The 13,436-nt window shown below is 69.8% G+C and carries 9 protein-coding genes; 6 read left to right on the top strand and 3 right to left on the bottom strand.

What is annotated here, in order from left to right:
* Both BR31_RS0115910 and BR31_RS0115905 read left to right on the top strand, forming a co-directional pair.
* A partial coding sequence (locus BR31_RS0115910; protein WP_027501829.1) for an Ig-like domain-containing protein occupies positions 1-628 on the top strand: 628 nt, incomplete at its 5' end.
* Positions 629-727: 99 nt separating this feature from the next.
* Positions 728-1,291, top strand: a complete 564-nt coding sequence (locus BR31_RS0115905) for an NADPH-dependent FMN reductase (RefSeq protein WP_027501828.1) — start codon at positions 728-730, stop codon at positions 1,289-1,291.
* Between the two features lie 7 nt (positions 1,292-1,298).
* Here the strand turns inward: BR31_RS0115905 and eccE are convergent, their stop codons facing one another.
* Complete coding sequence (gene eccE / locus BR31_RS0115900) at positions 1,299-2,900, bottom strand: type VII secretion protein EccE (protein ID WP_231496507.1); 1,602 nt, start codon at positions 2,898-2,900, stop codon at positions 1,299-1,301.
* Positions 2,901-3,045: 145 nt separating this feature from the next.
* On the opposite strand from eccE, the gene eccB reads away from it, so the two are divergent.
* On the top strand, positions 3,046-4,512 hold the full coding sequence (gene eccB, locus BR31_RS0115895) for a type VII secretion protein EccB (RefSeq protein ID WP_027501826.1): 1,467 nt from the start codon (positions 3,046-3,048) through the stop codon (positions 4,510-4,512).
* On the opposite strand, the gene mycP is transcribed toward eccB, so the two are convergent.
* Entirely contained in the window at positions 4,479-5,867 is a 1,389-nt protein-coding gene (gene mycP / locus BR31_RS32270; protein WP_027501825.1) for a type VII secretion-associated serine protease mycosin, read from the bottom strand. The two genes, eccB and mycP, sit on opposite strands and share 34 nt — an antisense overlap.
* Complete coding sequence (gene eccD, locus BR31_RS32265) at positions 5,864-7,330, bottom strand: type VII secretion integral membrane protein EccD (protein WP_027501824.1); 1,467 nt, start codon at positions 7,328-7,330, stop codon at positions 5,864-5,866. The genes mycP and eccD overlap by 4 nt, the downstream gene beginning before the upstream one ends.
* Before the next feature lie 206 nt (positions 7,331-7,536).
* Here eccD and BR31_RS0115880 point away from each other — a divergent pair, with 206 nt between their 5' ends.
* The 3 genes from BR31_RS0115880 (at position 7,537) to BR31_RS0115870 (ending at position 13,373) form a co-directional block, all read left to right on the top strand.
* The gene (locus tag BR31_RS0115880; protein WP_027501823.1) at positions 7,537-11,541 is read left to right on the top strand and encodes a type VII secretion protein EccC; all 4,005 of its coding nucleotides are present in this window, start codon (positions 7,537-7,539) and stop codon (positions 11,539-11,541) included.
* The gene (locus tag BR31_RS30655; RefSeq protein WP_027501822.1) at positions 11,538-12,914 is read left to right on the top strand and encodes a type VII secretion-associated protein; all 1,377 of its coding nucleotides are present in this window, start codon (positions 11,538-11,540) and stop codon (positions 12,912-12,914) included. The genes BR31_RS0115880 and BR31_RS30655 overlap by 4 nt, the downstream gene beginning before the upstream one ends.
* A 144-nt stretch (positions 12,915-13,058) precedes the next feature.
* Complete coding sequence (locus BR31_RS0115870; protein WP_027501821.1) at positions 13,059-13,373, top strand: WXG100 family type VII secretion target; 315 nt, start codon at positions 13,059-13,061, stop codon at positions 13,371-13,373.
* Positions 13,374-13,436 lie beyond the last annotated feature (63 nt).

Below are 13,436 nucleotides of genomic sequence, written 5' to 3'. Positions count from 1 at the left end.
CGATGTGCATCCGGCCGGGTTCGAGTATGTGCCTGGTAGTGCGAAGGTGTCGGCGGCGTCGACGTCGGCGGTGACTCCGAGCGTGGATGTGGCGAACAACCGGGTGTCGGTGTCGAACTCGCTCAGTGCGTGGATGCTGTCGAAGAACGTCAACCGGACGGTGTCGTTGGAGCTGTCGTACAAGGTTCCGGACAACGCGCCGGCGGGGACGTTCGACAGTGGTCTGACGTTCGACGTGAACACCTTCGGTTCGACGCAGGTCTTCAACCCGATCGGCGTCTTCGCGACCGTCGAGGCGCCGGACACCGCCACCTTGACCGGGCTGACCGTGCCCGGCTCCGCGGCTGCGGGCACCGCCGTCGAGCTGTCGGCGACGGTGGCCCCGGTTCCCACCGGCGGCACCGTGCAGTTCAAGGACGGCGGCGCGCCGATCGGTGCACCCGTCAACGTCGTGGACGGCAAGGCGGTGCTCTCGCACACCTTCGATACGAACGGGAGCCACCCGATCACCGCGGTGTACTCGGGCGCTGGTCGGTTCCTGGAGTCGGCCTCGCCGACGTTGTCCGTGAACGTGTCTGGCGGTAGCGGCGGCGGAACCGGTTCGGCAGGATTGAACTTCGGCTCCTGATCATCTGCAGCGTGAAAAGGCCCTCACCCGACCGGTGGGGGCCTTTTCACATGTCCGGGCGACACGCACCCGATGGTGGATACGTGGTTCGATGGGGGCGTGGCAACAGAACCGATCCGGCTCGAGGTGATCGTCGGAAGCGTCCGCGTCGGCAGGTTCGCACCTGTGGTCGCCGACTGGTTCGTGCGTCGGGCGCGCGCGCACCAGGCCTTCGATGTCGGCGTGCTCGACCTCGCCGACATCGCGCTGCCCGCCGATCTGTCCGACGGTCCCGAGGCTGATGTCTTTCGCGAACGGGTCGACGCCGCAGCGGCGTTCGTGGTGGTGACCCCGGAGTACAACCATGGCTATCCGGGTGCGCTGAAGAATGCGATCGACACCGCGAAGGAGCAGTGGCGGGCGAAGCCGGTGGGTTTCGTCTCCTACGGCGGACTGTCGGGTGGTCTGCGCGCCACCGAACAGCTACGTCAGGTGGTCGCCGAGGTGCACATGGTCTCGATCCGCCAGACCGTCAGCTTTCATCAGGCGCGCAAGCGATTCGGTCCGGATGGGGAGACCGAGGACGGAGCCGCGATCGACGGCTCGGTCCGACTGCTCGATCAGCTGGCGTGGTGGGCAGAGGCGCTGCGGACCGCGCGTGCCGCCGACCCGTATCCCGGCTGACCGATCCTCACCGGGCCGGCTGAAGCGGGCGGGTGGCCCTCGGCCTGCCGATGAACGCGGTCTCCTGCGCGATGGTGACCAGGACCAGGTCGACCTGATTGCCGCCGGCACGGAGGGTCACACGGTCGCCGCTCGCGCCCGGCTGCACGATCGAGATCGTTGGATCGATCGCCGGCATGGGCTCGTGGACGTCGCGAACCCGGATGGTGGTGACCCCGGCGCGTGGCGGCACCGGCTCCACCCCGTCGAACAGAACCGCGGTGAAGGTCGGGTCGAGGCGGGTGGGATCCTCGACCAGCCGCAACCGGTCGGGTGTGGCGATGGAATCGATCAACGAGCCCCACACCTGGGGACGGTCCGAGTGGATCTGGATCCGGGCTCCCGTCGCGACGGCTCGGAAGACCAGCTGCTGTGCGAGGTACAGCTCGCCGAGCACGTCCACGTACTCGATCTCCGGTCCCACGATCCGGGCCGTCAGTCCGTGCCCGTAGTTGTCTGAACCGATCAGCTGGCCGCATCCGGACAGCGGCAGGGCCAGGGCATCGAGCTGTGCAGCGGAGAACTCGGTGAACGGGGTCAGCGTGTCGAGGTGGGCCGAGGAAAATGGCAGGTTGGAGGCCAGTCCATCGGCCTGTCTGCCCTGCATCGAGATGAGGCCGGGAAGCTCGAGCCGCTCCGGCAGGGTGCGGGTGGTCATCCGGCAGGAGGCGGCGATCCGTACCTCGCCCGTGCGTGTGCCGGGACGCAGCCGCACGGTCACCGTGGTGCCGAGGCTCGATGGTGCCCACAGCTTGGCCAGCAAGTCATCGGACAGCACCCGCGGATCGATCGCATAACCGGTGTTGCACACACCCGGCAGCGGAGTGTGGGTCCAGGAACGGGAGAACGAGTCGGGCCGCACGCCGCGGGTGATCTGTGATGCGGCGGAGGTGATCTCGCTTGCGCTGAGCAGCCGGGACGGGCAACCGGCCTCGGACAGTGCGCGGACGATCCGGCGTGCCGCGATCGACGCGGCCCGCGCCGCACCGGTGGTGCCGCCTCCGCGCCGGGCGACCGCACCGGACTGGGTGGTCGCGTCGAATCGAACCGCGAGCCATACCGTCCGCTGGGCCATGGCGGGCAGCGGACCCACCAGTTGGTCGTACACCTCGGTGGCGGGGCTGCCCGCGCTCGCGCGGTAGCCGTGGCTGACGATGTCGATGCCACCGAGACTGATGTCGTGCTGGGTCATCGATTCGGCCAGTGCGAGCACGGGGAGCCGGTGCACCGATTCGAATCCGTCGCGGGTGACCTGAGTGAGGTTGCCGGGGATCGGGAGTACCTCGATGACCGCGACCACCGACCCGTCGTCCCAGTGCAGCCCGACCACGGGACCCGAAGGGGTGCGGAAGTCCGACGTCTCGCCGAGACGGCGTTCGCGCCCCAGCAGATACCGCCATCCGGTGGCAGCCCAGTCGAGCAGACAGCGACCGCCGACCGGGACCAGCCCGAGCAGGGCGACGGCCGCTCCGACAGCCACGGCCGGCCACCAGGTCGCGCCGCAGCCTGCCGCCGCCACGCCTGCGCCCGCCCCCAACAGCTGCGCGATCACCAGATTTCGAATCGACACCCTCGGCACCACATGCCGACGCCGCCCCCGCGGTCGAGACACGATCTTCCCCCATCGCCCCTGATCCGTGCGGTCCCCGCCGCTCGGTTCCTCGACAGAACTGTACTGTGTCCCTCCGTAGTGCGCGCCAAACGGGGGAGGGATCATGGCAGCACAGCCGACCACGCGTTGGCAGGTCAACGGGTATCGGTTCTTGGTTCGTCGGATGGAACACGCCCTGGTTCGCCGGGATGTGCGAATGCTGCACGACCCGATGCGGACCCAGTCGCGTGCGCTGACCGTGGGGGCGGTCCTGGCGGTGATCGGCCTCGCCGGGTGCGGAGCGTTGGCGTTGATCCGGCCGCAGGACAAGATCGGTGACGCGCAGATCGTCGTCGGCAAGGACTCCGGGGCGATGTTTGTGATGGTGGAGGACACCCTCCACCCGGTGCTGAACCTGGCGTCCGCCCGAATGATCGCGGGCGACGCGGCGACGCCGGTCATCGTCAAGGAGTCGGAGCTCGGCACTCGTCCGCGTGGCGCCCTGATGGGCATTCCCGGTGCGCCATCGGCACTTCCGCACGGTGAGCCGACCGCATGGACCGTGTGCGATTCCATCGCGTCGGGCGGGACCAAGGCGATCAGTACCGCGGTCGTCGCGGGTGACCCGGAGCTCGGTGAGAACATCTCGACCCTTGCCGACGGCAAGGCGCTGCTGGTGACCGGAACGGACGGCACGTATCTCGTCTACGACGGAAAGCGTGCCCGGATCGACCCCGGCAATCGCGCCGTCTCGCTCGCGTTCGGTCTCGACGGCGTCGAGCCGCGGCCGGTGAGCCCGGGCCTGCTCGCGGCGATCCCGGAGGCGCCCGCCATCAGTCCTCCGGTCATCGAAGGAGCGGGCGGCCTGCCCGGCTACTCGTTGCAGGGCAAGACGGTCGGTTCGGTCGTTCGCGTGCAGGACGCGCAGGAGACCAAGTCCTATGTGGTGCTGCGGGACGGGCTGCAGCGGATCAGCCAGGCCACCGAGGACCTCATCCGGTACTCGGACTCCCAGGGCAGCGCGGGCACGGACAGCGTCACCCCGGACGTCGTGTCTCGTGCTCCTCAAGCGAACGACCTTGCCGTGTCGACCTTTCCGGCGGTGGTACCGGAGATCGTCGATATCGACAGCCGCCCGGTCAGCTGCCTGTCCTGGCGGCCGATCGGTGGGGCCGACGAGTCGGGCGGGGGACTGCGTGCCACCGTGGACGTGATCACCGGCAACGCGATTCCGCTCCCGCATGGCGCCGAGATGGTGGCGCTGGCGCAGGCAGACGGAACCGGACCCAACGCCGACACCGCCTACCTGAAGCCGGGTAGCGGTGGACTGGTCCACACCACGGGTATCGATCCCTCGAGCGAGCGCAAGGGCGCCCTGTTCTTCGTGGCGGATACGGGAGTCCGCTACGGCGTGGAGAACGTCGAGACCGCAAAGGTCCTCGGCTTCACGGACGGGAGCGCCTCGGCGCCGTGGTCGATCGTCGGGATGCTCCCTCCCGGTCCGATGCTCGGCAGGGAGGCCGCCTTCCTGGCGCACGATGGGGTGGCCCCCGACGATCAGCCGGTCGACGTTTCGCCGCCGTCGCGTTGAAGCCTGCGGCGCAACGGGAACGAGGCCAGTAGTCCTAGCCCCAGCAGCGCCACGACGCCTCCCGCTCCCGCCACGGCGACATTTCGTGGGCGATCGTCGGGTGGCTCAGGTGCATCGGGGATGGCCATCGCGGCGGACTGGGCGTCTTCCGTTGGTATGCCACCGGGAAGCTCCGCGGTCACCGCGGCCGCCGGGTCGATGACGCCGTGCCCGACGAGCGGGTCCCATCCGTCGGCCGGTGCGTGCGCTGTCTGCTCGATCCGGTCCATGACCTCGCGGGCGGTCAACTGCGGGAACCGGGCCCGGATCAGCGCAGCGGTGCCCGCCGCATAGGGCGCGGCGAAGCTGGTGCCCTGAACCGAGCCACCGTTGACGGAATCCGTCAGCCCGGTCGGTTCCGGCCTGCGCGGGTCGAGCGAGGTGATCTCGGTGCCGGGCGCGGCGACGTCGACCCACGGGCCGGGAACGGTGAAGGCGGACGGCGCGCCGTCCGGATCGACCGAACCCACGGCGAGCACCTGATCGTCGTACCAGGCCGGGGTCGCGATGGTGGTCACCGAATCCCATGGATTCGCATGGGGTGTAGCGGGATTCGTCGGCGGGTTCGATGCCCGGCAGGCCTCGCTGTCGAGATTGCCCGCCGCAGCGACCACGACGATGTCCTTGATGCGGGCGGCGTAGTCGACGGCGGCGCCGAGCATCGCGCTGTCGCCCCCGCCCACGGGGACGCACGCCACCTCGGAGATGTTGATGACCGTCACCCCGGGGAAGTCCGCGGCATGCCGGATGGCCCGGCCGAGGGTGCTCACATTGCCCACGCCCTTCGCGTTCTGTCCCTCGGCGTCCTTGCGGCCGTCGGTTTCCCGATAGATGTTGCTCGACTGCCGGATGCTCAGGATCCGGGCATCGGGAGCAACGCCCACGAATCCCGTCTCACCGTCACGATTCGCGGCGATGATGCCCGCCACCAGGGTTCCGTGCGCATCACAGTCCTGGGTGCCGTCGCCGGTGGAGACGTAGTCCCCGCCGGGGATCAGTCCGGGCAGGCGGCTGTGCCGCTCGACCCCGGTGTCGATCACCGCGACCGTCTGGCCCCGGCCGGTGCTGAGCGGCCACACCGACTCCAGGTCGAGAGCGCGCTGCGGAGGCGGTACCTGCGCGAGGTCCCCGACCGGCTGTGTGGTCGAGCAGGGATCCCTGAGCTCGGTCTTCGGCCCGGACGGCGCCGAGTTGGGCGGCACCCGGCCGGGGTCGATCGACGGCGGGGGGACTGCGATCGCGGTCGCCTGGCCGAGTGACACCGTGAGGGCGATGCCGGCGAGTGCGATCGGGATCCGTCGTGCGGGGGCGCTCACAGGCCGCGCATCATGGTGAACAGTCCGGACACCCAGCAGACCAGCGGGACCACCGCGGCGATCGCCGCGTAGTCGAGCAGTTCGACGCCGCGACGCAGGACCGGCGAGAAGGTCTGGTTCGGTGCGATGACGCCCAGCGCCAGCGCGAGACCCGCGACGACGACGGCGAGTGCGAAGACGCCGACGGACTGTCCGGGATTGGTGACGGCGGCGCCGACGAGGAGCATCAGCACGATGGCCGCGCCGCCGCCGATCAGGGGCGCCGCCTGCTCGGCACTGGCGTAGGTGCGGCCGCGCAGCATCAGGACTCCCGCGCACACCGTCGCGAGAATGGTTCCTGGCCAGTAGATTCCGCCGTCGGCAAAGACCTTGGCGGCGATCAGGGCGCCCACCGCGGTCAGCACGGTCATCGCGCACACGAGGCCGGTGAGGTACTGCCGGGCACGGGCAGCGCGCGATGCGAGGGAGGTGAACGAGGGCAGTGCGGCGTCCGGTTCGATGGCCTCCTCCTCGATGTCGACCGCCGACCCCGGTGCGGGCACGGGTGGCAGGGGGAGTTGGGCCAGCAACATCGCGATGCGCGGGGCGACGGCGAGTCCGGTGAGCGCGACGGCCGCGAGGACAGCACCGATCGCATACGTGGGCTGTGCGGTCAGCGTGCCGACCGCGGCGGCGGCGGACACCGGCAGCGCGGCGGACGCGATCCCGGTGAACAGCGCAAGGCCGACGCCGCTGATCCGCAGCGCGAGTGCGGCGGCCGCCCCGCATGTCACGACGCCCAGCAGCAGGCCGGGGGCGCCGAGTCGGCCCGGCACCATCAGTGCGCCCGCGGTGAATGCGAGAGGCATCGCGCAGCCGCAGAGCACCGCAGCCGCGGCACGGTCGAGGTAGATCCGGCTCACGACGGTGCCGGCCGTGATCAGCAGCGCGGCGACGAACAGGGCCGCGAACGCGCCGATGAGGCTGTCCGATTCCGCGCGGGCCAGCAGCAGCGCTCCTGCGCCCGCCGCCGTGGCGAGGACCGCGACGGCCCCGCCCATCACCCGTGCCGAGAGCGGGGTCCAGCGCCGGTACCGGTCGGCCTCCAGCGCCGCGACGTTGTGCATGATGTCGTCGAACAGGGGTGCCGGGGCGCTCGTCGGCGCGGATTGCAGTACCAGCAGGTCGCCGTCGCGAACTCCGTGTTCGCCGAGGCTGAGGGTGGCCGACAGCGGTGACTGCCCGATCCGTGCCAACACCCATTCGGTTGGCTCGAACGGCTCTGCGGGCGTGGCGAAGTCGTTTGCGATGCTGTGGCTTTCGATCATGTCGACGATGCCGGGAATGATCAGTGCCAGCGGCACCCCGAACGGGACCGCGAGGTCCACCTGGGTGTGATCTGCCAGGATCGTCAGGCGACACAGGTCGGTGCGGCCACCCCGATGTGCGTCGGCCGAAGACGCATCCACGCGCGCAGCGGTCATGGTTCGTTTCCCCCCAAGAAACTCGGTGTGCAGGTCCCCACCTGCACCGATCCTCGCCTAACGGGTGCACTCTACGACATGGGGATCCTCGGACCGGCGCTGTGGGGCGGGCGGGGGATGGGCTAACCTCTCATGGCTCGAGGTGTCGACTCAGGGGAGTGGGTCCATTTCGGGATCACCGAGCGGAATCTGGGGGGTGAACGCGCGTGAGTACCGTGCGATTCGTACGAAGGGCGCGCCGAGAGGTGCCGCGCACGCCTGGCGGCGAGCTGAGCCTGCAGGCGCCGCCCGAGATCCCGAAGATCATTCCTGGCAACCTGCTCACCAAGCTGCTGCCGGTGGTGATGGTGGTGGCGATGCTCGGCATGGTCGCCCTGATGTTCACCTCCGGCATGGCCGCCAACCCGATGTCTCTGCTGTTCCCGGTGATGATGGTCGTCTCGATGCTGGGGATGCTCGCGGGTGGGGGCGGAAAGGGCGGGGGCGCCAGGTCGGCCGAGGCGAACGAGGACCGCAAGGACTATCTGCGCTACCTCGATCAGCTGCGCAGGGACGTCTACGACACCGGCGACAAGCAGCGCGCGGCGCTCGAATGGAGTCACCCGGACCCACGGTTCCTGTGGACGCTCGCGGGGACCGCGCGGATGTGGGAGCGGCGGGTCGCCGATCCGGATTACTGCCACGTTCGGGTCGGCCGAGGCAGCCAACGGCTGGCGACCCGGTTGATCGCGCCCGAGACCGGTCCGGTGGAAGATCTCGAACCGGTCGCCGCGGTGTCGCTGCGACGATTCGTGCGCACCCATTCGGTGGTCCACGAGCTGCCGACCGCGGTCTCGGTACGTGGATTCGCCGCCATCGGCATCGACGGTGATCGGCAGGCGGCCCGGGCGATGGTGCGTTCGATGCTGGTGCAGCTGTGCACCTTCCACGGTCCCGATCAGTTGCAGATCGCGGTCGTCTGCGGTCCCGACACCGCTCCCGAGTGGGAATGGGCGAAATGGCTGCCGCAGTCGCAGCATCCGGAGGCGCAGGACGGGGCAGGTACCAGCCGGATGTTCTTCGGTTCGTTGATGGAGTTCGAGGCATCGCTCGGACCGCAGCTCGCCGTGCGCAGCCGATACTCGCGCAACGCCCCGGCGACTCCGGGGGTGGCGCAGATGATCGTGGTGATCGACGGCGGGATCCTGGACGGCGAGTCGATCATCGACGGCGGCCTCGACTCGGTGACGGTGCTCGATCTCAGCGGCTACTGCCCGAAGCTGGCGGCAAGCCGGGGGATCCAGCTGGTGATGGATGGCGAATCCATCGGCGCACGAAGCGGTTCCGGGATCGAGATCTTCGCGGTCGCGGATCACCTCAGTACCCATCAGGCGCAGACCGCAGCCAGGCGGCTGGCCCCCTACCGAACGGCAACCCAGCAGGCGACCGACGCGGTCGAGGACGGTCAGCCGGTTGCGAGCTGGCACCACCTGCTCGGCATCCCGGATGTCGCCACCCTCGACCCGGAGGTGGCCTGGGCGCCGAGGACCGCGCGCGAGCGCCTGCGGGTACCGATCGGCGTCGGTATGGACGGTTCGCCGGTCGAGATCGATCTCAAGGAAGCCGCCGAGAACGGCATGGGCCCGCACGGCCTGTGCATCGGCGCAACCGGATCGGGGAAGTCGGAGTTCCTCCGCACCCTGGTGCTCGGGCTCCTGGCCACCCATTCGCCGGAATCGCTCAACCTCGTGCTCGTCGACTTCAAGGGCGGCGCGACCTTCCTCGGACTCGAGGGAGCGCCACATGTCGCCGCGGTCATCACGAACCTCTCCGAGGAGTTGGCGATGGTGGACCGGATGAAGGACGCGCTGGCGGGTGAGATGAACCGCAGGCAGGAGCTGCTGCGTTCGGCGGGCAACTTCGCGAACGTGTCCGACTACGAGAAGGCGCGTGCCGCCGGAGCCGACCTCGCCCCGCTGCCTGCGCTCTTCATCGTGGTCGACGAGTTCTCCGAGCTGCTCAGTCAGCAGCCGGAATTCGCGGATCTGTTCGTGGCGATCGGGCGGCTGGGCCGGTCCCTGCACATGCACCTGCTGCTGGCCAGCCAGCGGCTCGAGGAGGGCAAGCTGCGCGGGCTCGACAGCCACCTCTCCTACCGGATCGGCCTCAAGACGTTCTCTGCCAACGAGTCCCGCACCGTTCTCGGTGTGCCCGACGCGTACCACCTTCCCGGGACGCCGGGCTCGGGCTACCTCAAGTGTGACTCGGCCGAGATCGTGAGATTCGCAGCGGCCTATGTCTCCGGTCCCTACCTCGGTGGACGAACCAGGGGTGCGATCGAGGCAGCCGCGTCCCCCGTCGACCTGCGCCCGCGCCCGTTCACCGCCGCACCGGTATCCGACCTGATCATCGATGTCCCGGCCGCGCCGCCGCCGAGCGCCGCGGACGCAGAGCCCGAATCGAGCGGGGCGACGGTCCTGGAGACGGTGGTGGACCGGATCCGTGGACGCGGACCCGCCGCCCACAACGTGTGGCTGCCCCCGCTGGAGGACCCGCCGACCCTGGACTCGATGTTGCCGACATCCGTTCTGGTGGAGCCGGTTTCCGCGGTCAGTACGCTGCGGGCGCCGATCGGCATCGTGGATCGGCCCTACGACCAGCGGCGCGACGAGCTCGTGGTCGATCTCTCCGGATCACAGGGCAACATGGCGATCGTCGGTGGACCGCAGTCGGGCAAGTCGACCGTGCTGCGCACCGTGATCATGTCGATGGCCCTGGTCCATACTCCCGAGCAGGTGCAGTTCTACTGCCTCGACTTCGGTGGCGGCACCCTCGCGGGCCTGGCCGGACTCCCGCACGTCGGATCGGTCGCGAACCGCCTCGACGTGGACCGGGTGCGGCGCACCGTCGCCGAGATGAACTCCATCGTGCGTCAGCGGGAGCACCGCTTCCGGGAGCTGGGCATCGATTCGATGGCGGAGTTCCGGCGGCTGCGTTCGCTCGACCCGGCCACCGGCGGCCCGGGAGCGCTCGGCGTCTCCGAGGACCCGTTCGGCGACGTGTTCCTGGTGATCGACGGCTGGCCCAGCATCCGGCAGGACTTCGAACCCCTCGAGGCGCAGATCGGCGCGCTGGCCGGTCAAGGGCTCTCGTTCGGCGTGCACGTGCTCCTCACGGCGTCCCGGTGGGGCGAGATCCGCCCGGCCCTCAAGGATCAGCTGGGCACCCGGATCGAGCTCCGCCTCGGCGACCCGTCGGATTCGGACGTGGGTAGGCCAAAGGCATCCCGTGTACCGGAGGGGCGACCGGGCCGCGGTATGACGCGAGAGGGTCTGCACCTGCTGACGGGCTTGCCACGGGTGGACGGGAACCCGCGCAGTGCCGACCTCACCGCGGGCGTCGCGGACGCCGTCGCACGGATCTCGGCGGTCAGCCTCGGGCGCGCCGCACCGCCGGTGCGGATGCTCCCCGAACGGTTCCCGCGCGCCGAACTGCTCGCGATGGCGGCGCCGGGCCGTCCGGCCGCGGGGGACGGCGGATGTCTCCGGATCCCGATCGGCATCGACGAGGCCGAATTGGCCCCGGTGTTCGTGGACTTCGCGGAACAGCCGCACATGCTGACGTTCGCCGACAGCGCCTCGGGCAAGACCACACTGCTGCGCGGGATCTGCGCGGGCATCATGGAATCGAACACTCCATCGCAGGCCAAGATCATCCAGATCGACTACCGGCGGACCATGCTGGGGGTCGTCGAGGGAGATCACCTCGCCGGGTACGCGCCGAACTCGTCGACGGCGACCAAGTTCATGAACGAGCTCGCCTCGATCATGGAGACCCGGATGCCTGCACCCGACATCACCCTCCAGGCGATGCGCGAGCGGAACTGGTGGACCGGCCCCGAGATCTACGTGGTGGTCGACGATTACGACCTCGTTGCCACCGCGAGCGGGAACCCACTGACCCCGCTGCTCGAGTACCTGCCGCACGCCAACGACATCGGCCTGCACCTGGTCATCGCCCGCCGGTCCGGCGGCGCGGCCCGGGCGCTGTACGAGCCGATCATCGCGCGGTTGCGCGACCTCGTCCCCGCAGGTCTCGTGATGAGCGGAAGCCGCGACGAGGGCAACCTGATCGGCACGATTCGTCCCAGTGAGATGCCGCCGGGCCGAGGCACTCTGGTCACAAGGGCCGGGGCGTCCCTGGTGCAGGTGGCCTGGCTCCCGCCGCTGTGATCGACGACGGGGTGCTGGCCATCCACCTCACCGAGTCGACGGTCTGGGGATGCCACGCAGGCGTCCACTTCGATTGTCCGGCAGCGGTGTACGCCGACTCCTTCGGCTTGCGGTTCGGGGAGCAGGCCTTCGCCGCGGGGATCGCCGATCCGGAGTCCTTCGAGCCGTACCCGATCAGGTATGTCGACGACGAGTACCTCTCGCTCGGCGATCGCGTGTTCCCGATGGGTGACGTGCTGGCAGGCGTGCTGGGAAACCTGGTGGCCGGGCTCGGGGTGCGCGCCGCACCGGATCTGGTGGTGCTCACCCACCCGGCGCACTGGGGTCGCGGTCGTCGGCGGGTCCTGGTCAAGGCCGGCCGCGGCATCGGCAAGGGTGTGCTCCTGATCAGCGTCCCTGAGGCGCTGGCGCGGTGGTCGCCCGAGTCGGTGCCGACCGGAAGCGCGGTACTCGAGGTCGGGTTCCTCGAGACGACGGCCTCGGTGCCGGGCGCCGACGGCGACGACTGCGTCCACCGGGGGGAACTGGGCTCGTCTGATCTGCGTGACAACCCCGACGCGGCAGGCGAGTTCGTCGCGGCGATGCGTGAACTGTGCCCCGAGCGGCCGCCGAGAATCCTCGTGACCGGCGAACTGCCGGGAACGGCTGGACTCTCGATCGTCGATGCGGTCGAGGCCGGGTGGGATCTACCGGCGGTGGTCGCGACGGTCCCTGGCTCCGCCGTGGCCACGGGCGCGCTGGCCCGCGGACTCGACGTGGTTGTCCGGGTACCGGCGCCGATCGAGGCGATCGTGCCGGTGGTGCGCCGGTCGCGGTGGGACGGCGTCGGCCGGTGGGGCCCGCTCGTCGCGGCCGGTCTGCTCGTGGTCGCGGCGATCACCGCGGTCGTCGTCGTCTCGGGCAGCACCGATCCCCGCGCACCGGCGGAGCAGGCGAAGGTAGTGCGGGCGCAGGCATCGGCGAACGCGGGCCGGGTGAGCCTGACCGTTCCCCTGGGGTGGCGCGAGCGCGCCGACCGCGACGACGCCGCCCGGGTGGAGTTGGTGCCGGAGCAGGGTGCGGCGGCCCGAATCCTGGTCGTGGCGCAGGAACTGACGCCGGGCGCCGATCTCGAGGCGGTGGCGCACACCCTGCGCCGGCGCGCGGCGATGCGGCCGGAGACCTTCGCCGCGCTCGAGCGCGGTGTCGTCGACGGGCGGCCGGGACTGCTGTACCGAGAGAGACCGGACCCCGATACCGAGGTGCGGTGGTCCGTCTTCGTCGAGGACGGGCTGCAGGTCAGCATCGGCTGCCAGATCTCGCCCGATCGGTGGGGCGACCTCGCCGGTCCGTGCGAGCAGGCGGTTCGCTCGGCGGCGATCGCCGGTCGCTGACCGCGTGCCTGCTCGCGGAAATTGATCCGGATTCGATGGAACCGAACGGCCGGGCGCGCGCGTCCAACTATCTGTAGGCGCGGTCCGTCTCAGTCCAGAGGGGGCTGGAAATCCAGGACGCGGACGATTTCGAAGGAGTTGGGCATGAGCGGTCAGATGAGGACCACCACCGAAACCATGGAGACCGCCTCGCGGCACGTGGGTGACGTCAATGCGGACATCCAGGGACAGCTGTCCTCGCTCCAGGGTCGGCTCGCCGCCGTCAACGGTGCCTGGGAGGGCGCCGCCAAGGTCGCGTTCGACAACCTGATGGTCCGGTGGGACTCGAGCGCCAAGCGCCTCAACGAGTCGCTGCTCGCGATCAGCGAGAACATCAAGGCCAACGGAGTCGCGTACGCGGCGGTGCAGGACGACCACACCAGCGCCATCAACAGCGCGGGCGGCGGCCTCAACATCTGACGTCGCGCTCGGGTCGGCCCGGGCGAGATCACCTTTTCGAACCAGACTGCTTCCGATCCACAC

Source organism: Rhodococcus sp. UNC363MFTsu5.1 (genome assembly GCF_000686785.1).
GTDB classification, from domain to species: Bacteria; Actinomycetota; Actinomycetes; order Mycobacteriales; family Mycobacteriaceae; genus Rhodococcus_G; species Rhodococcus_G maanshanensis.
Note: the sequence above shows the minus strand (reverse complement) of the source record. Positions and strands in the feature narration are given on the sequence as shown.